The organism is Acidovorax sp. A1169 (assembly GCF_030704685.1).
Classification (GTDB): Bacteria; Pseudomonadota; Gammaproteobacteria; order Burkholderiales; family Burkholderiaceae_C; genus Acidovorax.
The window spans coordinates 23,881-43,779 of the sequence record NZ_JAUZDX010000031.1 but is presented as its reverse complement, the minus strand read 5'-3'; the positions used below and the strand labels follow the sequence as shown (position 1 = coordinate 43,779).

Here is a 19,899-nt window from a genome sequence, read left to right as displayed (position 1 = left end):
CCAAGTTACCCCCTAACCGCCCCCCGGAGCAAATCCGCCACCTTCATCCTCTCCAACCCCGCACTGCTCCAGAACGACCCCAGACTCTCCGCCCGCTCCAGCAACAACTTTTCCACCAGCGGCTCGGCCGAAGTAGCAAAGGGATCCACCAGCAACAGATACCGCGGCTCCGCCACATCTGCCGCATCCGGATCGGCCTGCGCGTCATTGATCTGCCCCACCCAATCCAGAGACAGCAGGGCGTCAAGCACCGGCTCGAGCTGCAGCACATCAAGCCGCAGCAACTGCGCCAGCTCGCTCGCACGCAGTCCCTTCTGCACATGGCGACGCGCCAGGTACAGCTCCTGCAGCACCTCCACCGCCAGCTGAAAGGTCCACCCCGCCACCGTGCCACGCCGCGCCACCCCGGCCAGCAGGCTGGGCAGATAGGCCGTGACCACCGCACCCAGCAGCACGATGACCCAGGCCACGTAGATCCACACCAGCAGGATAGGCAAAGTGGCGAAGGCCCCGTACACCACCGAATAGGTCGGCACGTTGCTCAGATAGATCGCCAGCACCCGCTTGGCCAGCTCGATGCAGATCGACACGAACAAGCCGCCGGCCCAGGCGTGGCGCCACTTCACCGGGGTGTTGGGCACGTAGTGGTACAGCGCCGCCATGCAGCCGGCGAGCACGAAGAACTGGATCGAGTCGAACAGCAGCTGCACGCCGCTGGGCAGTGCCTTCACCAGCCCGCCCGATGCCGACATGACGTACGAGGTGATGGCCAGACTCACGCCCAGCAGCAGCGGACCCAGGGTCATCACGGCCCAGTAGATCAGCACGCGCTGGCCCAGGGGGCGCAGGCGGCGCACGCGCCAGATGTCGTTGAGCGTGCGGTCCATGGTGAGGATCAGGGCCAGCGCCGTGGCCAGCAAGATGCTGAAGCCCGCCACGCCCAGGCTGCTGGCCTTGGCGGCAAACTGCGTGAGGTAGCCCAGGACCTGGCGTGAGATGCTGTCGGGCACCAGGCTGTCCACGAGCCAGCGCTGCAGCACGTCCTGCACCTTGCCGAAGATGGGAAACGCGGTGAACACCGCCAGCGCCACCACGAAGAACGGCACCAGCGCCAGCGTGGTCGTGAAAGTCAGGCTGCTGGCCGTCAGGCCCAGGTGGTCCTCGCGAAAGCGCTCGCGCAGGGTCAGGGCCGTCGTTTTCCAGGGGAAATGCGACAGCTGCGTGATCAGCGCTTCGATGCGCAAGGCTACAGTCTGCAAGGTCAAGGGCATGGCCGATATGATCCTAGGCCCGGCAAGAGGCCCCAGGGGGTGTGAGAACGCTGCATCGCAATGAATATGCGGGCAGGCGACATACACCGCGCATTGTGGGCCCAAGCGCGCCGCAGGCCGCAAGCACAATGGCCACGGACTGCCCGCTGCCCCCCCATCGCACCCGGACCCACCGAACGATTTTTGCGCCTCTGCGCTATCCACCGACCAACTTCCAACTGCTGCACCGCCACCGATGACTGCTCCCCTCCCCGTCTCCGACCACGCCATCGCCGCCACCCGCTGGGTGGCCACCGGCAGCGTGATGGCGCTGATCGTGCTGTGCCTGGCCTGGGAGCTGGTGCTGGCCCCCGTGCGCCCCGGCGGCTCATGGATTGCCCTGAAGGCGCTGCCGCTGTGCATCCCGCTGGCCGGCATCCTCAAGAACCGCATGTACACCTACCGCTGGGTGAGCCTGGTGATCTGGCTGTACTTCACCGAGGGCGTGGTGCGCGGCTGGGGCGACAAGCCCCCGTCGCAGTGGCTGGCCTGGGCCGAGGTGCTGCTGTGTCTGGTGCTCTTCACGGCCTGCACGCTGCACGTGCGGCTGCGCCAGCGCAATGCCAAGGCCATGGCAGCCGCCAAAGAATCACAGGAAGGGCCGGGGCCATCCCCCGCCGCCTGAGACGATACAAGCCCACCCGACAATCCACCATCACGCTGCAATGCCCCGGCGCCCGCCCCCGGCAGCAGCCCTGACCGCTGTAGACGAAAGGCCCAAGACATGACCACCCCCCTTCTCGACACCCTGCGCACCCTGGTCGGCTCGGCCCATGTGCTGACCGATGGCGACCTGACCGCCTGGGAGCAGGACTGGCGCCGCCGCGTGCGCGGCAAGGCCCTGGCCGTGGTGCGCCCGGCCAACACCCTGGAGGTGGCCGCCGTGGTCAAGGCCTGCGCCGCCGCCGGAACGGCCATCGTGCCGCAGGGCGGCAACACCGGCCTGGCAGTGGGCTCCACCCCCGACGACAGCGGCACGCAGGTGGTGCTGAGCCTCACCCGCATGAACGCAGTGCGCAGCATCGACACCGACAACCTGACCATGACGGTGGAGGCCGGCTGCATCCTGCAGAACCTGCAGGACGTGGCGCAGAACGCGGGCGTGCTGTTCCCCCTGTCGCTGGCGGCCGAAGGCAGCTGCACCATCGGCGGCAACCTGGGTACCAACGCTGGCGGTACGCAGGTAGTGCGCTATGGCAATGCGCGCGACCTGTGCCTGGGCCTGGAAGTCGTCACCGCCCAGGGCGAGGTGTGGGATGGCCTCAAGGGCCTGCGCAAGGACAACACCGGATACGACCTGCGCGACCTGTTCATCGGCAGCGAAGGCACCCTGGGCATCATCACCGCCGCCACGCTCAAGCTCTACCCCGAGCCTGCCGCGCGCCTGACGGCCTGGGCGGCCGTGCCCTCCATGGAGCATGCCGTGGCCCTGCTCGGCCTGGCGCACAAGCACCTGGGCGCGGGCCTCACGGGCTTCGAGGTGATGGGCCAGTTCGCGCTGAGCCTGGTGGGCAAGCACATGCCGCAGCTGCGCGTGCCCTTCCTGGGCGACGAGAACGCGCCCTGGTGCGTGTTGCTCGAAAACTCCGATAGCGAATCCGAAGCGCATGCGCGCGGCCGCTTCGAGGCGCTGCTGGAGACCGCCTTCGAGGCCAGTTGCGTGACCGACGCCGTGGTGGCCGAGAACCTGACCCAGGCCCAGCAGCTGTGGCACATCCGCGAGAACATCCCCCTGGCGCAGGCCGAAGAGGGCCTGAACATCAAGCACGACATCTCCATCCAGATCTCGCGCATCCCCGCCTTCGTGGCCCACACCGACGCCGTGCTGCGCCGCGAGATCCCCGGCGTGCGCCTGGTCAACTTCGGCCACCTGGGTGACGGCAACCTGCACTACAACGTGCAGGCACCCGTGGAGGGCGACCCCAAGGCCTTCCTGCGCGACCACGAAGAGCATGTGCACCAGTTGGTGTACGACGCGGTGGCCGAGTTCAGCGGCTCCTTCTCGGCCGAGCACGGCATTGGCGAGCTCAAGGCCGACAAGCTCGAAAAGTACCAGTCACCCGTGGCGCTGTCGATGATGCGTGCCGTCAAGCAGGCGCTGGACCCACAGGGCACCATGAACCCCGGGCGCGTGCTCAACCGCTGACTGGAGTACCTCGCATGGCGACCCCAGTGAACGTCCGCCCCGTCACGGCGAGTGACTACGCTGCATGGCGCCCGCTCTGGGACGGCTACAACGCCTTCTATGGGCGCTTTGGTGCCACGGCCCTGCCCGAACACATCACGGCCAGCACCTGGCAGCGCTTTCTCGACCCGACCGAGCCGGTGCATTGCCTGGTGGCGCAAGAGGAAGGCAGCGGCGCGCTGCTGGGCCTGGTCCACTACCTGTACCACCGCAGCATGACGCGCATCGAGCCCGTGTGCTACCTGAGCGACCTGTTCACCCGCGAGGCCGCGCGCGGGCGTGGCGTCGGGCGCCTGCTGATCGAAGCCGTCTACAAACAGGCCCGTGCGGCGGGCTCTTCGCGCGTGTACTGGCAGACGCATGAGACCAATGCGGCAGGTCGCATGCTGTACGACAAGGTGGCCAAGCACCATGGGTTCATCGTCTACGCGAAAGAGCTTTGACGGGCTCCATTTCCTGCCTCCAAACGTAAGCACTGCAAGCAGCAGAAAAACCTTGCAGCACTGCAGCCCGTAAGGCCAAAACAGGCCTGCAGCGGTGGTCCAATCAGCGCCCTTTTCGCTGCTTTGACACCCTGTTTTGAATCTGCTTTCCTCCTGGCCCCGCGCCGCGCGTGGGGCCACGGCCCTGGCGCTGGTCCTTGGCGCCGCCGCTCCCTCCCTCGCCCGCACTCCCTCCACCTTTCTCGACAGCATCCCCGGCCTGCGCAGCACGCAGACCAGCGGCTTCGTGCATTGCCCGCAGTTCTTCGTGGGCGGCAAGCCGCCGCCGGTGCCGCGCCGCGCCCAGCAGCGCGAGCTGTGCTACGAGGCCTTTGCCGTGCTGCACAGTGGCGAAACACGCACCCCCGTCTACGTGGCCCAGCGCCTGAACCGCCAGGTGCTGGAAGGCGCCGACGAAAAACGCTCGAACAAGTTCTTTGCCGATGCCCGCCTGCCCCGGGGCGAGCGCGCCGAGCTCGACGACTACAAACGCTCGGGCTACAGCCGCGGGCACATGGCACCGGCAGCGGACATGTCCACCCCCACGGCCATGGCGCAGAGCTTTTCGCTGGCCAACATGGTGCCGCAGGACCCCAGGCAGAACGGTGGCCCCTGGGCCCGCATCGAGCAGGACACGCGGCGCTATGTGCTGCGCGCCCGGGGCGACGTGTACGTGATCACCGGCCCGGTCTTCACGGCCGACAGCCCCACCATCGGGGCCAACAAGGTGCGCGTCCCGGCCTACCTGTTCAAGCTGGTGTACGACGCGAGCACGCAGCGCGCCTGGGCGCACTGGCAGGCCAACCGCGAGGGAGAGCGGGCAGGCCCGCCCATCAGCTACCAGGAGCTGGTGAAGCGAACGGGGGTGGAGTTTCTGCCGGCCCTGGCGGCGCCGCATTGAAGCATGCAGCCCCCACTTCATGAATTCCATGGCAGTGGCGAACCCACCCCGGGTTCTTGTCGGGCAGGAACCGACACGGTGCCCCCCCAAGACCTGCGCGAAGCGCGGACACGGCGACATGAAGCCCATGTGACCAGTGACGCGGACTTATGGACCCGTTGCAGGACCCTGCCATCTTCGTCGTGAGCAACATGGGCACTGAGCTCAGGCGCTCCATCGAGTCTGAGCAGGCGCAGGGGCAGCTTCTGGAGATGGCAGACAACCGGGGGAAGCGGGTGCGCACGGACGCCTGACGGCGCCACGCACCCGCCTCAGGGCCGCAGGCCCAGCGCAGGGTGCTGCGCAGCCCAGTCCTGCGCCGCCTGCCAGCCCGGCGGCACACAGCCACGCTCCTGCACGCACAGGCTGGCGCTGGCCAGGGCGTGGCGCAGGGCCTGCTGGTACACGGCGGCCGGCAGGGCCGCAATGAAGTCGGCCATGCCGGCAGCTGCCGAACTGTCCTGTTGCGCATGGGCGCCCAGCAGGTAAGCGAGCAGGCCCGCAAGAAAGCTGTCGCCTGCGCCCACGGTATCGACCACCGCGAGGGGCTGGGCCTCCTTGGCAAACCACTGGGCTGCACCCTCCCCCTGCAGCAGCAGCCAGGCTCCCTCGCCCCCCATGGTCAGGGCCATCAGGCGGGCACCCGGGTTGGCCGTGAGCAGATGGCGGGCGCGCTCCAGGGGTTCGGTGCCGGGCACCTGCAGGTGGTCCAGGTCCTCGTCGCTGGCCTTGATGATGTGCGCCTCGGCCAGGGCCGCGTGGACCTGGGCGCGGTAGGCGGGCAGGTCGGGCATGACGGAGGGGCGCAGGTTGGCGTCCACCACCACGCAGCGGCCGGCGGCGCGCTGGGCCTGCAGCCAGGGCAGGTAGATGGCTGCGTCGCGCGCATCCAGGGCCAGGGCACCGGTGCAGACCACCTGCAGTGCGCCGCCGTGCGCAGCACAGGCGACGTTGAGCCCCGCAGCGCTCACGGTACGGTCGGCCACGCCTTCGCGGTAGAAGGCGTAGTCGGGGTGGCCGTGCTCGGTGAGGTTGACCACGGCCAGCGAGGTGACCTCGCCCACGGGGGCGGGCAGGGCAAGTTGCACGCCATCGGCCGCGAGCTGCGCCGCGAGTTCACGGCCCCAGCGGTCGCGTGACAAGGGGTTGAGGTACTGCGTACCCACACCCTGGCGTGAGAGTGCACGGCTCAGGTTGTACAAGGCACCGCCCAGACAGGGCTCGTAGTTGCCGTCGGCACGGCCGATGAGGTCGATCAGCGCTTCGCCGGCAATGGCGACCTGGACGGGGGAAGAAGTGGACATGGCGTGGTCAGGAAACAAGAAGGCGAAGGTCTGTCAGAAATGGGGCAGCAGCACAGGGTACAGCGCCCGAAAGCGCGCATGGCGCTCCTGCAGCAGGGCCCGCTGTGCGGGCTCGGGGGCAAAGCGGGCCTCGGCCGGCAGGCCCTGGCACCACAGAGCTTCGTCACCACCGCAGGCCATGGCGGCCAGGCGCGCGGCGCCCAGGGCCGCAGCAGCATGGGCCCCTTGCGGCCGCTCCAGCGTGCAGCCCAGGCCGCTGGCCAGCAACTGGGCCCAGGCATCGCTGCGGGCACCGCCGCCCACCAGGGCCAGCGGCGCAGCCGAGGCCGCGCCCTCCACCTCGCCCGCAGCTGCCTGCATCGCCTGCAGCCCGTCCATGAGCCCGAAGCCCACGCCCTCCATCACGGCGCAGGCCATGTCGGCGGCATCGTGCTCGGCGCGCAGGCCCATGAAGACGCCGGTGGCTGCGGCATTGTTGTGGGGCGTGCGCTCGCCGCTCAGGTAGGGCAGAAAGAGCGGAGCCTGTGCATGGCGCGCAAGGTCCATGCCCTGCACAGCGGCGGACAGCTGGGCCTCGGGCTGCCCGGTGATGCGTGCCAGCCAGCCAAAGGCGCTGGCCGCGCTGAGCATGACGGACATCTGGTGCCAGCGGCCAGGCAGCGCGTGGGCGAAGGCATGCACGGCACGCTCGGTGGCAGGCGCGAACCGGTCGGACACCCGGAACACCACGCCCGACGTGCCCAGGGACACGAAGCCCTGCCCTGCCTGCCGTGCGCCCACACCCACTGCACTGGCGGCGTTGTCGCCGCCGCCGCCGGCCATGGCCACTCCGGCGGGCAGGCCCCAGCGGGCGGCCACGTCGGCGCGCAAGGTGCCCGTGGCATCGCTGCCCTCGGCCAGGCGCGGCATGTGCGCGCGGGTCAGGCCGCAGGCGGCGAGCAGGGTGTCGCTCCAGTCACGGCGCGCCACGTCCAGCCACAGGGTGCCGGATGCATCGGACATGTCGCTCACCGCATCGCCCGTGAGCTGCAGGCGCAGCCAGTCCTTGGGCAGCAGCACGCTGCGGATGCGCGCAAACACTTCAGGCTCGTGCTTGCGCAGCCACAGCAGCTTGGGTGCGGTAAAGCCGGGCATGGCCAGGTTGCCGGTGATCTGGCGCGAGGCGGGCACGGCCTGCTCCAGCTCGGCGCATTCGGCCGCCGCGCGGCCGTCATTCCAGAGGATGGCAGGGCGCAGCACCTCGCCCTGCGCGCCCAGCACCACGGCGCCGTGCATGTGGCCCGAGAGCCCCAGGCCACGCACCTGTGCCCACGCGGCGGGCGCCTGCGCACGCAGCTGGGCCACGGCGGTTTCGGTGGCGGCCAGCCAGTGGGCCGGGTGCTGCTCGCTCCAGGTCGGCTGGGGCCGGTGCTGGGGCACAGGCGCATCGGCCACGGCGTGCACCTGCTGGTCTTCGCCAAGCAGCAGCAATTTGACACCCGAGGTGCCCAGATCAATGCCGAGGTACATGCGCTATTCCTGAAACACGGGAAAAAACACTGTCATGCCTTGATCCCGAAACGACCCGCACCCTGCTTGCGGTATTCGCTGGGCGTCATGCCCTTGATGTCCAGGAAGCGGCGGTTGAAGTTGGCCATGTTGTTGAAGCCCACGTCGTAGGCGATGTGGGTGATGTAGCGCTCGGACTCCATGAGCAGCTGGCAGGCGCGGTTCACGCGCACCAGGTTCACGAAATCGGTGAAGGTGTTGCCCGTGGCCCGGCGAAAGAAGCGCGAGAAGCGGCTCTCGGTCATGCCCAGCTCCTGCGCCAGGTCGGCGGCTGACAGGGGCTCGGCCAGGTGGTCGGTGATGCGGCTCACCACCGCATTGATCTGGTCGAGCTGGGTGTCGTTGTCCTCGCTTTGCAGCTGCGTGCTCGACAGCAGCCGAAAATCGGTACAGCGGGCCAGGTCGCTCAAAAATTCGCAGAACGCGCCGAATCGGGCCAGCCCCTGGCGGGCCTTGATGCGCTGCCAATGCTCCTGCGCCTGTGCCTCCATGCCAAAGAATTCGATGCCGTGGCGGGCCCGCTCCAGCAAGGGCAGCACCTCGCGCAGCTCAGGGATGCTCTCGCTGCTGGCCATGAGCGGCGCATGCGAGAACTGGATCACCAGGTCGCGCAGCGGCACACCGCCCTCGGGCAGGTCCATGCTGATCCAGTTGTGCGGCAGGCGCGGCCCGGTCAGCACCAGGTGGCCTGGCTGGAACTGGCCGATCCAGTCGCCCACGAACACCTTGCCCGAGGTGGCGGTGATCAGGTGCAGCTCGTACTCGTCGTGGTAGTGCCAGCGCGCCAGCGGCGTGGGGAACCCGTGCGACAGGCAGCGGATGAACCCCACGGTTTCCGGCGGTTCATAGCCCAGCTCGGGCGAGCGCACATAGTCGTGCTCCAGCTCGGGCTTGGTCTGGCGTGGGGAGACAGGGGTCGTCTTCACGGTCATGGCGTCATTCCTGTGGGCAAGCCGCTCAATTTACCCCTGCGATTTTGCACGTCCCGCCACGAACGCCTGCACGCGGGCGAAGGCCTGGCGCAACGTGGCGACCAGACGCGGCTCCGAGGCCATCTCGCCCCACAGCGTCGTATCCGCGGCGTAGGCCGCCACCGGGTCGGCTGCATCGCAGATCGCATGCGCCACGGCCGGGTCCATGGCCTGGTCCTGGTAGTCGTAGGGGATCTGTCCGGCATGCCAGCGCTGCAGGTAGGCCAGGAACAGCGCAGGCAGCATGGCGACGCTGTCGAACGAAGCATTGCGCGCCAACTGGTCGCGGATGGTGGGAGCGATCATGCCGGGGATCTTGGAGAACGCATCCATGGCCACGCGCTGGTTGGTGTCGGCGATGGCGGGGTTGCCAAAGCGGTCCAGCACCACGTCGCGGTACTGCGCCAGGTTGATGGGGCACGGAAGCAATACGGGGATCGCATCATCGGTCACGTAGTCGTAGGCCATCTGGCGGATGGCGGCATCGTTCGTGCCTTCGTGGATGTACCGGTAGCCCGCCAGCGTGCCCGCCCAGGCGATGCAGCTGTGGGTGGCGTTGAGCAGGCGGATCTTGGCCTCCTCGTAGGCCTGCACCGAGTCCACCATCTCGACGCCCACCTTTTCCCATGCGGGGCGCCCGGCAATGAACTGGTCCTCGATCACCCACTGGATGAAGCTCTCGCCCATGAGCGCCGCCTTGTCTTCCCAGCCGGTGGCGGCCTTCACGCGCTCGGCCACCTCGGGTGTGGGGCGCGGCGTGATGCGGTCGACCATGGCGTTGGGGCTGCGGGTGTTCGCAAGCACCCAGGCCTTGAGCGCGGTATCGCCCAGCGCGTCGATGAACTGCAGCAGGCCGCCGCGCGAGCGCTCGCCGTTGTGGCGCAGGTTGTCGCAGTTCATCAGCGTCACGGGGCCGGCACCGGCGCGCATGCGCGCGCGCAGGATGCTCACCAGGGCGCCGTAGATGCTGTGGCCCGCCTGGCCGGTCTGGACGGCCGCGAGGTCGGCGCGCAGGTCCGCGAACGTGGCCCAGTCGAGCTGGTTGTCGGCATCCAGGTAGTAGCCGGCTTCGGTCACGGTGAACGAGATGATGCGCGTGGCGGCATCGGCACCGGCCGCGATCAGGGGTGCCAGGTCGTCCTGGTAGGGAATCACGCGCTCGATCGATTCGATGCGGGTGTAGCTGCGCTCACCCTGGGGTGTGACGGTTTCGAGCGTGTAGCGCCCGCCCTGGGCCTGCAGCGCCGCGATGGTCTCGGCCATGTCGGGGCGCAGGTTGCCCCCGACGATGGCCCAACTCGTATCGCCCTGTTGGCGCAGTTCGTGAACGTAGACGGCCTGGTGGGCGCGGTGGAACGAGCCCAGGCCCAGGTGCAGGATGAAATTCATGGTGCGTGAATGCGAAGAAGAGAGGTCTCAGAGGTCGAAATTCGTGGGCATCATCACCACGTCGCGGATGGTCATGCCGCGTGGCCGGGTCAGCATGAACAGCACCACCTCGGCCACTTCGGCGGCCTCGATGAGGCTGCCATTGGCCTTGGCCTCTTCGAGCTTTTCAGCGGGCCAGTCGGCCAGCAGCGAGGTGATGACCGGGCCCGGAGAGATGGCCCCCACGCGGATGCCGTGCTTGAACACCTGGCGGCGCACGGTCTGCACGAAGCAGTTCACAGCCCACTTGGACGAGGCGTAGACGGGCTCCCACGGTGTGGGGAAGTGGGCGGCGAGCGAGCTCGTGACGATGATGTCCCCGCGGCCGCGCTCGATCATGTGGGGCAGCACGTTGTGTACGTTCTTCATCACCACGTTGACGTTGAGCTGCAGCATGCGGTCGATGGCGTCGGGGTCGGCGTCGACCAGATCGCCCCCGACGTAGAGCCCCGCGTTGGCGTGGAAGATGTCGAGCTGGCCGGCGATGGCCAGCGTGCGCGTGAGCAGGCTGGCACACTGTTTCGCATCGAGCAGGTCCAGCACCACCGGCACAGCGCTCTCGCCGATGGCGGCGCAGGCCCTGGCCAGTGCGGCTTCATCGCGGTCGATCAGCACCACGCGCGCACCGGCATCCGCCATGGCCTTTGCGCTGGCAAAGCCGATGCCCGAGGCCGCGCCGGTGATGGCGGCCACCTGGCCTTGCAGAGGATGCACGGCGGTCACGCGCCCTGCCCCGCCACGACGTGGCCCGCCGGGTCGAACCAGTGCGCCTGCGAGGCGTCGATGTCCAGGCTCACCGCATCGCCCGCGCGCAGGCCGGTGCGGTCGTTCTGGCGCGAGACGAACTGCGCACCGCCGGGGGTGCTCACGTAGATCAGCGTTTCGGCGCCCAGTGCTTCGACCAGGTCCACCTGCCCGCCCACCGGCGTGGTGCCGGTGCTGCGCACGGCGATGTTTTCCGGGCGCAGGCCGATGGCACCGCCCGCCGCTTCCGCCGGTGCTTGCTGCTGCACCGGCGCGGGCAGCTGCTGCAAGGGCACCACGTTCATCTGCGGCGTGCCGATGAACTGGGCCACGAACTGGTTGGCAGGCTTGTCGTACAGCTCCAGCGGCGTGCCGACCTGCTCGATGAGCCCATCGCGCAGCACCACCACGCGGTCGGCAAGGGTCATTGCCTCCACCTGGTCGTGCGTCACGTAGATGGTGGTGGCGCCCAGGTCGCGGTGCAGCTTGGCGATCTCCACCCGGGTCTGGCCGCGCAGGGCCGCGTCGAGGTTGGACAGTGGCTCGTCAAACAAGAACACCTTGGGCGCACGCACGATGGCACGGCCGATGGCCACGCGCTGGCGCTGACCGCCCGACAGCTCCTTGGGCGTGCGCTCCAGGTAGGTGGTGAGGTTCAGGATGGCGGCGGCGCGCTCGACCTTCTCGCGCACGATGGCCGGATCGACCTTGGCGAGCTTGAGCGCGAAGCTCATGTTCTCGTACACACTCATGTGAGGGTACAGCGCATAGCTCTGGAACACCATGGCCAGGTCGCGCTTGCTCGAAGGCTGGTCGGTGATGTCGCGGCCGTCGAGCATGAGCGAGCCGCCGTCGATGTTCTCCAGCCCGGCGATCAGGCGCAGCAGCGTGGACTTGCCGCAGCCCGAGGGGCCGACGAAGACGATGAACTCGCCTTGCTTGATGGTGAGGTCGATGCCCTTGATGGCGCGGTGCTCACCGAAGAATTTCTCGATGCCGCACAGTTGGAGATAGGCCATGGAATCGGGTTCCTGAAAACTTGATTGCGTTGGAAAGGAAAGCTGCGCGTTACTTCACCGCGCCAAAGGTCAGGCCTTGCACCAGTTGCTTCTGGCTGAACCAGCCAAACACCACGATGGGCGCAATCGCCATCAGCGAGGCGGCAGACAGCTTGGCCCAGAACAGGCCCTCGGGGCTGGAGTACGACGCGATCAGCGTGGCCAGGGTGCCGGCCTTGGCGGCGCTCAGGTTCAGGCTCCAGAAGGCCTCGTTCCACGAGAGCACCAGGCACAGCAGGCCGGTGGAGGCCAGGCCGCCCATGCCCAGCGGCAGCAGCACCAGGCGCACCTCCTGCCACAGGGTGGCGCCGTCCATGCGCGCGGCTTCCAGGATCTCGCGCGGGATGTCCTTGAAGTGCGAGTACAGCATCCACACCATGATGGGCAGGTTGGACAGCGCGAACACGATGATCAACACCAGTTGCGTGTCGAGCAGGTGGCTCTTTTGCGCCAGCACGTAGATGGGCACCAGCGCGCCCACGGCGGGCATCATCTTGGTGGAGAGCATCCACATCAGGATGTCCTTGGTGTACTTGCCCTTGAAGAAGGCCATGGCATACGCCGCAGGTGCGGCCAGCATGAGCCCCACCACGGTGGAGAGCACGCTGGTGATGACCGAGTTCTTGGCGTACAGCAGGTAGTCGCTGCGCTCCTGCACCTCGTGGAAGTTTTCGAGCGTGGGGACGAAGAACAGCTGCGGCGGCACGGCGATGGCCTGCAGCTCGGTCTTGAACGCGGTGAGCAGCAGCCAGGCCAGCGGGAAGAACAGCAACAAGGCCACGCCCCAGGCGGCCACGGTGCGCAGGGCCAGCAGGCCCAGGGGGTAGGAGGATCGGCGTCGTGCAGATGCAGTCATGGTGGTGCTTCGGTTATTTGTCGAGGTTCTTGCCTACCATGCGGATCAGAAACACCGCCGCGATGTTGGCCAGCACCACCGCGAACAGCGCGCCGGCTGAGGCCACGCCCGCATCGAAATTGAGCAGCGCCTGCTTGAAGATCAGGAAGGTGACGTTGGTACTCGCATCGCCCGGGCCACCGCCGGTGGTGGTGTAGATCTCCGCGAAGATGCTGAGCAAAAATATGAGTTCGATCATCACCACCACGGCCACCGAGCGCGCCAGGTGCGGCACATACAGGTAGCGCAGCTGCTGCAGGTAGTTGGCGCCGTCCATGCGCGAGGCCTCGAGCTGCTCGTGGTTCATGCTCTGCAGCGCGGTCATGAAGATCAGCGTGGCAAAGGGCAGCCACTGCCAGGAAACCATGACGATGACCGAGAACAGCGGCAGGTCCGTGAGCCAGTCCACCGGCTGCGCGCCGAAGAAGATCCACACCTGCGCGAGCACGCCGTAGATGGGGTTCATCATCATGTTCTTCCACATCAGCGCGTTCACCGTGGGCATGACGAAGAACGGCGAGATCAGCAGCACCCGCACGATGCCCCGGCCCGCGAACGGCTCGTTGATGAGCAGCGCGATGGCGATGCCGAACACCACCGTGATGAGGATCACGCTGCCGAGCAGCAGCAGCGTGTTAACCACCGCCGTGCCGAACGAAGGGTCGGTGACGAAGTACTCGAAGTTCGAAAGCCCGGCAAAGCCGGTCTGGTCCGGCTGCATCAGGTTGTAGCGGATCAGCGAGAAGTAGATCGTCATCACCAGCGGCACGATCATCCACAGGAAGAGCGTGGCCATGGCTGGCGTGAGCAGCAGGCGGGGAAGCAGGCGGTTCATGGGAATCCCGGGAGAAATCTGGCGTCGCCAGACAAGGTAGGAAGCAGGCGTTCAGCCGGCACCAGGGGCCTTCGGAGTCGAAACTCCCCGCCGCACAACCGCACGGCGAGGAGTCGCGAGACTCAATCAGCCCTCAGCGGCCGGAAGGCGGCTCACTTGTAATAACCACCCTTTTTCATTTCACGGTCGGCAGACACCTGGCTGGCCTTGAGGGCAGCGTCCACGCTGGTCTTGCCGGCGAGCGCCGCGCTCATCTGCTGGCCCACGGCGATGCCGATGGCCTGGAACTCAGGGATGGCCGCGAACTGCACGCCCACGTACGGGCTCTTGGGCAGGGTCGAATCGGTCGGGTTGGCCGAGTCGATGGCCACCTTCTCGGCCGCGGCAAAGCGCGCTGCCTTCTGGAACTCGGGGCTGGCGTAGGTGCTCTTGCGGGTACCGGTGGGCACGTTGGCCCAACCATTGGTCTTGGCCACGAGCTGGATGTAGTCCTTGCTGGTCGACCAGGTGATGAACTTCTGCGCGGCGTCCACTTTCTTCGAACCGGCAGGGATCGCCAGATTCCACGACCACAGCCAGTTGGCACCCTTGGGCGTGTTCATGGTGGGGGCCTGGGCAAAGGCCATCTGGTCGGCCACCTTGGACTGCTTGGGATCGCTCACAAAGGACGCGGCGATGGTCGCATCGATCCACATGCCGCACTTGCCGGAGTTGGTCAGCGCCAGGATTTCGTTGAAGCTGTTGGCCGCCGAACCGGGCGGGCCATAGTTCTTGAGCAGGTCCACGTAGAAGGTGATGGCGTCCTTCCAGGGCTTGGATTCGAGTTGCGGCTTCCACTGCATGTCGAACCACTGGCCGCCGAAGGTGTTCACCAACGTGGTCAGGAAGGCCATGTTGTCACCCCAGCCCGGCTTGCCGCGCAGGCAGATGCCATACACGCCGTTCTTGGGGTTGTGGATCTTGGCGGCCAGGTCCTTGATCTGCGGCCAGGTGGGGCGCTCGGACACCTGCACGCCGGCCTTGTCGGCCAGGTCCTTGCGGTACATCAGCATCGAGCTTTCGCCGTAGAACGGGGCAGCAAACAGCTTGCCATCGACCGACAGGCCGTTGCGCATGGCAGGCAACAGGTCGTCCACGTCGTAGGCGGCATCGGTCTTGAGCTCCTGCAGCCAGCCCTTCTTGCCCCAGATGGGGGCTTCGTACATGCCGATGGTCATCACGTCGAACTGGCCGCCCTTGGTGGCGATGTCGGTCGTGACGCGCTGGCGCAGCACGCCCTCTTCGAGCGTGACCCACTTGAGCTTGATGTCGGGGTTGGCCTGCTCGAAGTTCTTGGAGAGCTTCTGCATCTCGATCATGTGGCCGTTGTTCACGGTGGCAATCACGAGTTCGGTCTGCGCATGCGCAGCGGCGCCGCACAGCGATGCCGCCAGGGCGGCAACGGCCAGGGCCAGGCGGGTGTGTGGACGGGTGGAACGGGGCATCGAAACGTCTCCTGCGTAGTTGGTATGGATCTGCCATTCAACGCCGGTCGGATGGCTGGCATTGATGGACTGAACGATACCGATGCTCAGATGCTCAGTTGATACTTTGAAAACCCATACACATACTAATTTTCGCCAGAATCTCAGGATTTACACCTAGATTCGTCAACTGGGTATGTGCATTGGCGATGGGTGGTGTCCAAACGGACCAAGACCCTCAAGTACAGCAACGCATGGAATGCATGCAGTTTGCTGCCCCACCACTGTTTCCAAAACTGGAACAGTCAGTTTGCGACTGGGTGGTTTTTCTTTGATCACCTGCGGCGTACAGTTCAACCCATCGATGAGCCGAACCCGCAAGGCGACTCACCGAACCCGGTTCGAAATGGTTTTTGCTCCGGTTTTTTGAGTCACTTTTTTCTTCCAAGGATTTCATCATGAACACGACCGCACGCTTCCTCTCCATCGCCGCTGTTGCCGCTTTCGCTTCTTTCGGTGCCCAGGCCGACGAAGCCGACGCTTCGCAATTTGCCACCAAGTTCGAAACCAACCGCACCCGCGCCGAAGTGGCCGCTGAAGCCGCCACCGTGGCCCAGACCCGCAGCATCGAACCCGCTGGCTCGCGCGTGGTGACCTACAAGTCCACCGCCGACCGCGCTGCCGTGCGTGCCCAGGCCGCTGATGCCGTGCGCACCGGCCAGATCTCTGCTGGCGAAATCGGCGCACTGTAATTCGCATCCAGTTGGCGTATTGCCCCGTATTCCCCAGTACCTCGTCCCTATTTTTTGAATTTCACAGGAGTTTCACCATGAACACCACCGCACGTTTCCTCTCCATCGCCGCTGTTGCCGCTTTCGCTTCCTTCGGTGCCCAGGCTGACGAAGCCGATGCTTCGCAGTTCGCCACCAAGTTCGAGACCAGCCGCACCCGTGTCGAAGTGATGGCCGACGCCGCTACCGTGGCCAAGACCCGCAGCACCGAGCCAGCCGGTTCGCGCGTGGTGTCTTTCCAATCGACTGCCGACCGCGCTGCCGTGCAAGCCCAGGCTGCCGACGCCGTGCGCATGGGCAAAATCTCTTCGGGCGAACTCGGCTCGATGTAAAAGTTGCGGGCCTTCCCATGGTGGGGGCATCTCACGGTCGTGGGTGCCGCCACCATGTGGAAGTGTTTCCCCTGGTACTCGGGCCATGGCCCCTGTCGCCAACCCACAGCAAGGCCCTTCGGGGCCTTTGTTGTTTGCAGAAGAAGCTCAGGCCGCCAGCGTCTTGAACATCACGTGCGCATCCACGTAGCCCAGCGTGCTGTGCCTGAAGGCACCCGGCAACGTGCCCGCCACGGCAAAGCCCAGGTGCTGCCACAACCGCACGGCGCGCACGTTGCTGGCCACCACCAGGTTGAACTGCATGGCCCGAAAGCCCATGGCCACGGCCTGCTGCTGGGAGTGCTCGCACATCAGCGAAGCCACGCCCAGCCCTTGCGCGGCCGACGCCACCACATAGCCGCAGTTGCACACATGGTCGCCCAGCCCGGCCTGGTTGGGCTTGATTAAGTAGGTGCCCACAATTTCCCCGCCCACGCCACACGCGACGAAGGTGGCGGCAGGCAGTCCCACCCAGGCCTTGTGGATCTCGGCCTCCGTGCTGTCGGGCGCAAAGGAATACGTGTCCCCTGCCTGGAAGGTCGTGCGCAGGATGGGCCACACGGTGGGCCAGTCGGCGGCTTCGAGAGGGCGGATGGTGACGGGCGCGGCAGAAGTTGTCATGGCAAAGTCGGAGTATGGGAGGCAGACGCCGCATTCTCCCGCTCCGCATAAAATCCGCAGTCGGCAATGGCCATCCCTTGATGGCCACGCCCTCCCACCGCGAGTGATCGACCCCATGACCCAGCCTTCTGCCACCCTGGCAGCCACTGCCCAGCCCGCCCGCCCCGTGCGCTCCCAGTACGAGGACTTCATGCGCCATGTGTTCACGCACGGCGTGCACAAGTCCGACCGCACGGGCACGGGCACGACCAGCGTGTTCGGGCACCAGATGCGCTTCGACCTGAAAGAAGGCTTTCCGCTGGTCACCACCAAGAAGGTGCACCTGCGCTCCATCATCCAGGAGCTGCTGTGGTTCCTCACGGGGTCGAGCAACAACAACTGGCTCAAGGAGCGCGGCGTCACCATCTGGGACGAGTGGGCGCGCGAGGATGGCGACCTGGGCCCCGTCTACGGCGTGCAATGGCGCAGTTGGCCCACGCCGGACGGCGGCCACATCGACCAGATCAGCGACGTGATCAAGGCGCTGAAAACCAACCCCGACTCGCGCCGCATCATCGTGAGCGCCTGGAACGTGGCCGAGCTGAACAAGATGGCGCTGATGCCCTGCCACGCCTTCTTCCAGTTCTACGTGGCGCCTGCGCAGGAGCCCGGCGGCCGTGGCACCCTGAGCTGCCAGCTCTACCAGCGCAGTGCCGACATCTTCCTCGGGGTGCCGTTCAACATCGCCAGCTACGCACTGCTGACCCACATGGTGGCCCAGCAGTGCGACCTGGACGTGGGCGACTTCATCTGGACCGGCGGCGACTGCCACATCTACAGCAACCACCACGAGCAGGTGCAGACCCAGCTGGCACGCACGCCCTACCCCTACCCCACGCTGCACATCAAGCGCCGGCCAGACAGCATCTTCGACTACCAGTTCGAGGACTTCGAGGTGCTGGACTACCAGTGCCACCCGGCCATCAAGGCGCCCGTGGCGGTCTGATCCCTCTTCGCCCTCCTGCGATCCCTGCAGCGCAGGCGCCACTGTGCCCTGCGTGACCTCCCCTGTCTCCCTTCACGAAACTACAAAGAGCGCTCACCATGTCTTCCGGCGGATTTCACGTACACGGCCCCCACGACCACGCAGTCGAGCATGCCACCCAGGGCCACGGCGACGACCACGCAGCCAGCCACGGCAAAGAAGGCGGCGGCTCGTCCATGAGCAAGATCGCCATGTTCACGGCCATCGTCGCCACGGTGGGCGCCATCTTCTCGTACATGGGCGGCGCCACGCAGGCCAATGCCGGCCTGCTCAAGAACGACGCGGCCATCAAGAAGACAGAGGCCTCCAACCAGTGGAACTACTTCCAGTCCAAGAGCACCAAGCAGTCCCTCGCCGAGCTGGCCCGCGACCTGGCGCCCGATGACCGCAAGGCCACGTACCAGGCCAAGATGGACCGCTACGAGAGCGAAAAGAACGAGATCAAGGTCGCCGCCGAAAAACTGGAAGCCGACAGCCACAAGTTCGACCGCCAGAGCGAAGAGCAGATGCACCAGCACCACCGCTGGGCCCAGGCCACCACGGCGCTGCAGGTGGCGATCGCCTTGGCCGCGATTGCCCTGCTCACCCGCAAGAAGTGGCTGGAGTACGGCATGTACGGCGTGGCTGGCATTGGCCTCGTCGTCGGCGTACTGGCCACGCTGCATATCTAAGCAAAGCAGAAGAACGCAAACTAAGGAAGCCACCATGCCCGTGCACATGATCTATGCGCGCGCCGCCAACGGCGTGATCGGCAAGGACAACGTCCTGCCCTGGCACCTGCCCGAGGACATGGCGCGCTTCAAGTCGCTGACCCAGGGCTGCCCCGTGGTCATGGGCCGCAAGACCTGGGAATCGCTGCCGCCGCGCTTTCGGCCACTGCCGGGCCGTACCAACATCGTTGTGACGCGCCAGGCCGATTGGCATGCCGAGGGAGCGGTGCGCGCGGCCAGCCTGCAGGAGGCGTTGCAGCACGCGAGCGCCGGCCAGACGCTGTGGGTGATTGGCGGCGCCCAAGTCTATGCCGAAGCCCAGCCCCTGGCCGACCGCATTGAAGTCACCGAGATTGCGCAGGACTTCGAGGGCGACGCCCACGCGCCCGTGCTCGATGCCGGCTGGCACGAGACGGCGCGCAGCACGCACACCTCCAAGAACGGGCTGCCCTACAGCTTCGTGACGCTGGAGCGGCGCAAAGACTGAGCGGGCGGCAGGATCAGAACAGCTTGGCGCAGTTCACCGGCAGTTGGGCCGCGGTGCTGCCCTGCAGCACTCCCATGCTGCCGATCAGGTTGCCCTGGCTCACCGACAGCGTGAACGGCAGGTTGAAGCTGGTGGTGCCGGTGAACGACGAGGCCGTGGCCGTGCCCATGCCGTAGCCGTAGAGCGAATTCGCCGGGCCCAGGGCCGCGATGGTGAACATCGAGGGCCCACTGGGCTGGCCGCTGACCGTGACGAACACGCCGGTGCCAGCCACCGCGCACTGGTAAACGCCATCGAGCGGGCCGCCGGCGGCCATGGCGGCGCCCGATGCGCCGGCCAGCACTGCGGACGCGACCAGGGTTCTGATGAATCTGCTGCTCATTTTTGCTTGTTCCTTTTTTCTTTTCGGGAGGTTGCGGCAAGGGGCCGGGCCACCATCGCCCGCCTTCGCACCGTCGCGCCACACTGTCTGAACCGCCAGGCGGCCAGAAGTTCACCGCCTGTCAGGCCCGCAAAAAAAAGCCCGCACGGAGGCGGGCAGCAACTTGCTTGTCGCAAGAGGGGATGCCGCTTGGAGGCCGGCATGGAAATAATAGGCCGGTGCGGCCCGCAAGGCTGTGACGCGGAGCACAGCTTGCTGCGCATCGCGCGCCCTCCCGGGATGGCTCAGAGCGCCGAGCCCACCGGCTTGCGATGCTTGAGAATCCCCCGGTGCCAATCGCGGATAGGATG

The 19,899-nt window shown here is 66.5% G+C and carries 21 protein-coding genes; 9 read left to right on the top strand and 12 right to left on the bottom strand.

What is annotated here, in order from left to right; genetic code table 11:
• Positions 1-5: 5 nt before the first annotated feature.
• Entirely contained in the window at positions 6-1,271 is a 1,266-nt protein-coding gene (locus QYL93_RS29960) for a YhjD/YihY/BrkB family envelope integrity protein (RefSeq protein WP_305747094.1), read from the bottom strand.
• Positions 1,272-1,506: 235 nt separating this feature from the next.
• Between QYL93_RS29960 and QYL93_RS29955 the strand changes: the two genes are divergently transcribed.
• The 4 genes from QYL93_RS29955 (at position 1,507) to QYL93_RS29940 (ending at position 4,878) form a co-directional block, all read left to right on the top strand.
• On the top strand, positions 1,507-1,935 hold the full coding sequence (locus QYL93_RS29955; RefSeq protein ID WP_305747093.1) for a DUF2069 domain-containing protein: 429 nt from the start codon (positions 1,507-1,509) through the stop codon (positions 1,933-1,935).
• Between the two features lie 99 nt (positions 1,936-2,034).
• On the top strand, positions 2,035-3,456 hold the full coding sequence (locus tag QYL93_RS29950; protein WP_305747092.1) for an FAD-binding oxidoreductase: 1,422 nt from the start codon (positions 2,035-2,037) through the stop codon (positions 3,454-3,456).
• A gap of 14 nt (positions 3,457-3,470) precedes the next feature.
• Positions 3,471-3,938, top strand: coding sequence for a GNAT family N-acetyltransferase (locus QYL93_RS29945; protein ID WP_305747091.1), 468 nt, complete (start codon positions 3,471-3,473; stop codon positions 3,936-3,938).
• Between the two features lie 136 nt (positions 3,939-4,074).
• Entirely contained in the window at positions 4,075-4,878 is an 804-nt protein-coding gene (locus QYL93_RS29940; RefSeq protein WP_370877077.1) for a DNA/RNA non-specific endonuclease, read from the top strand.
• Between the two features lie 311 nt (positions 4,879-5,189).
• Here QYL93_RS29940 and QYL93_RS29935 read toward each other — a convergent pair whose 3' ends face one another.
• The 9 genes from QYL93_RS29935 to QYL93_RS29895 form a co-directional block, all read right to left on the bottom strand.
• The gene (locus QYL93_RS29935; RefSeq protein ID WP_305747090.1) at positions 5,190-6,221 is read right to left on the bottom strand and encodes a carbohydrate kinase family protein; all 1,032 of its coding nucleotides are present in this window, start codon (positions 6,219-6,221) and stop codon (positions 5,190-5,192) included.
• A gap of 33 nt (positions 6,222-6,254) precedes the next feature.
• Entirely contained in the window at positions 6,255-7,730 is a 1,476-nt protein-coding gene (gene xylB / locus QYL93_RS29930; protein WP_305747089.1) for a xylulokinase, read from the bottom strand.
• Between the two features lie 32 nt (positions 7,731-7,762).
• Complete coding sequence (locus QYL93_RS29925) at positions 7,763-8,701, bottom strand: AraC family transcriptional regulator (RefSeq protein ID WP_057269633.1); 939 nt, start codon at positions 8,699-8,701, stop codon at positions 7,763-7,765.
• Positions 8,702-8,731: 30 nt separating this feature from the next.
• The gene (gene dalD, locus QYL93_RS29920; protein WP_305747088.1) at positions 8,732-10,129 is read right to left on the bottom strand and encodes a D-arabinitol 4-dehydrogenase; all 1,398 of its coding nucleotides are present in this window, start codon (positions 10,127-10,129) and stop codon (positions 8,732-8,734) included.
• A 27-nt stretch (positions 10,130-10,156) separates the two neighbouring features.
• Positions 10,157-10,891, bottom strand: a complete 735-nt coding sequence (locus tag QYL93_RS29915) for an SDR family oxidoreductase (RefSeq protein ID WP_305747087.1) — start codon at positions 10,889-10,891, stop codon at positions 10,157-10,159.
• Positions 10,888-11,931, bottom strand: a complete 1,044-nt coding sequence (locus tag QYL93_RS29910) for an ABC transporter ATP-binding protein (RefSeq protein WP_305747086.1) — start codon at positions 11,929-11,931, stop codon at positions 10,888-10,890. The genes QYL93_RS29915 and QYL93_RS29910 overlap by 4 nt, the downstream gene beginning before the upstream one ends.
• Positions 11,932-11,980: 49 nt before the next feature.
• The gene (locus QYL93_RS29905) at positions 11,981-12,826 is read right to left on the bottom strand and encodes a carbohydrate ABC transporter permease (RefSeq protein ID WP_305747085.1); all 846 of its coding nucleotides are present in this window, start codon (positions 12,824-12,826) and stop codon (positions 11,981-11,983) included.
• Positions 12,827-12,839: 13 nt separating this feature from the next.
• Positions 12,840-13,700 carry a carbohydrate ABC transporter permease gene (locus QYL93_RS29900; RefSeq protein WP_305747084.1) on the bottom strand — a complete coding sequence of 287 codons (861 nt, stop codon included), beginning with the start codon at positions 13,698-13,700 and terminating at the stop codon, positions 12,840-12,842.
• Between the two features lie 152 nt (positions 13,701-13,852).
• Positions 13,853-15,184, bottom strand: coding sequence for a sugar ABC transporter substrate-binding protein (locus QYL93_RS29895; RefSeq protein ID WP_305747083.1), 1,332 nt, complete (start codon positions 15,182-15,184; stop codon positions 13,853-13,855).
• A 437-nt stretch (positions 15,185-15,621) separates the two neighbouring features.
• Here QYL93_RS29895 and QYL93_RS29890 point away from each other — a divergent pair, with 437 nt between their 5' ends.
• The gene (locus tag QYL93_RS29890; RefSeq protein ID WP_179681350.1) at positions 15,622-15,915 is read left to right on the top strand and encodes a DUF4148 domain-containing protein; all 294 of its coding nucleotides are present in this window, start codon (positions 15,622-15,624) and stop codon (positions 15,913-15,915) included.
• 77 nt (positions 15,916-15,992) lie between these two features.
• Positions 15,993-16,286: a DUF4148 domain-containing protein gene (locus QYL93_RS29885; RefSeq protein ID WP_305747082.1), complete on the top strand. Its 294-nt coding sequence runs from the start codon at positions 15,993-15,995 to the stop codon at positions 16,284-16,286.
• 147 nt (positions 16,287-16,433) lie between these two features.
• Here the strand turns inward: QYL93_RS29885 and QYL93_RS29880 are convergent, their stop codons facing one another.
• Entirely contained in the window at positions 16,434-16,946 is a 513-nt protein-coding gene (locus QYL93_RS29880; protein WP_305747081.1) for a GNAT family N-acetyltransferase, read from the bottom strand.
• A gap of 115 nt (positions 16,947-17,061) precedes the next feature.
• Between QYL93_RS29880 and QYL93_RS29875 the strand changes: the two genes are divergently transcribed.
• The 3 genes from QYL93_RS29875 (at position 17,062) to QYL93_RS29865 (ending at position 19,167) form a co-directional block, all read left to right on the top strand.
• Positions 17,062-17,931, top strand: coding sequence for a thymidylate synthase (locus tag QYL93_RS29875; RefSeq protein WP_305747080.1), 870 nt, complete (start codon positions 17,062-17,064; stop codon positions 17,929-17,931).
• A gap of 98 nt (positions 17,932-18,029) precedes the next feature.
• A complete protein-coding gene (locus QYL93_RS29870) occupies positions 18,030-18,641 on the top strand; it encodes a DUF4337 domain-containing protein (protein WP_305747079.1) in 612 nt (203 codons plus the stop codon).
• A gap of 34 nt (positions 18,642-18,675) precedes the next feature.
• Positions 18,676-19,167, top strand: a complete 492-nt coding sequence (locus QYL93_RS29865) for a dihydrofolate reductase (RefSeq protein WP_305747078.1) — start codon at positions 18,676-18,678, stop codon at positions 19,165-19,167.
• A 13-nt stretch (positions 19,168-19,180) separates the two neighbouring features.
• Here the strand turns inward: QYL93_RS29865 and QYL93_RS29860 are convergent, their stop codons facing one another.
• Positions 19,181-19,549: a hypothetical protein gene (locus QYL93_RS29860; protein ID WP_305747077.1), complete on the bottom strand. Its 369-nt coding sequence runs from the start codon at positions 19,547-19,549 to the stop codon at positions 19,181-19,183.
• Positions 19,550-19,899 lie beyond the last annotated feature (350 nt).

Bases quoted from the DNA above. Each gene is read 5' to 3' on its own strand.
- QYL93_RS29905 (WP_305747085.1), bottom strand. From the start codon at position 12,826: ATGACTGCATCTGCACGACGCCGATCCTCCTACCCCCTGGGCCTGCTG.
- QYL93_RS29890 (WP_179681350.1), top strand. From the start codon at position 15,622: ATGAACACGACCGCACGCTTCCTCTCCATCGCCGCTGTTGCCGCTTTC.
- xylB (WP_305747089.1), bottom strand. From the start codon at position 7,730: ATGTACCTCGGCATTGATCTGGGCACCTCGGGTGTCAAATTGCTGCTG.
- QYL93_RS29945 (WP_305747091.1), top strand. From the start codon at position 3,471: ATGGCGACCCCAGTGAACGTCCGCCCCGTCACGGCGAGTGACTACGCT.
- QYL93_RS29900 (WP_305747084.1), bottom strand. From the start codon at position 13,700: ATGAACCGCCTGCTTCCCCGCCTGCTGCTCACGCCAGCCATGGCCACG.
- QYL93_RS29960 (WP_305747094.1), bottom strand. From the start codon at position 1,271: ATGCCCTTGACCTTGCAGACTGTAGCCTTGCGCATCGAAGCGCTGATC.
- QYL93_RS29950 (WP_305747092.1), top strand. From the start codon at position 2,035: ATGACCACCCCCCTTCTCGACACCCTGCGCACCCTGGTCGGCTCGGCC.
- QYL93_RS29885 (WP_305747082.1), top strand. From the start codon at position 15,993: ATGAACACCACCGCACGTTTCCTCTCCATCGCCGCTGTTGCCGCTTTC.
- QYL93_RS29925 (WP_057269633.1), bottom strand. From the start codon at position 8,701: ATGACCGTGAAGACGACCCCTGTCTCCCCACGCCAGACCAAGCCCGAG.
- QYL93_RS29895 (WP_305747083.1), bottom strand. From the start codon at position 15,184: ATGCCCCGTTCCACCCGTCCACACACCCGCCTGGCCCTGGCCGTTGCC.
- QYL93_RS29935 (WP_305747090.1), bottom strand. From the start codon at position 6,221: ATGTCCACTTCTTCCCCCGTCCAGGTCGCCATTGCCGGCGAAGCGCTG.
- QYL93_RS29955 (WP_305747093.1), top strand. From the start codon at position 1,507: ATGACTGCTCCCCTCCCCGTCTCCGACCACGCCATCGCCGCCACCCGC.
- QYL93_RS29910 (WP_305747086.1), bottom strand. From the start codon at position 11,931: ATGGCCTATCTCCAACTGTGCGGCATCGAGAAATTCTTCGGTGAGCAC.
- QYL93_RS29870 (WP_305747079.1), top strand. From the start codon at position 18,030: ATGTCTTCCGGCGGATTTCACGTACACGGCCCCCACGACCACGCAGTC.
- QYL93_RS29875 (WP_305747080.1), top strand. From the start codon at position 17,062: ATGACCCAGCCTTCTGCCACCCTGGCAGCCACTGCCCAGCCCGCCCGC.
- dalD (WP_305747088.1), bottom strand. From the start codon at position 10,129: ATGAATTTCATCCTGCACCTGGGCCTGGGCTCGTTCCACCGCGCCCAC.
- QYL93_RS29860 (WP_305747077.1), bottom strand. From the start codon at position 19,549: ATGAGCAGCAGATTCATCAGAACCCTGGTCGCGTCCGCAGTGCTGGCC.
- QYL93_RS29880 (WP_305747081.1), bottom strand. From the start codon at position 16,946: ATGACAACTTCTGCCGCGCCCGTCACCATCCGCCCTCTCGAAGCCGCC.
- QYL93_RS29865 (WP_305747078.1), top strand. From the start codon at position 18,676: ATGCCCGTGCACATGATCTATGCGCGCGCCGCCAACGGCGTGATCGGC.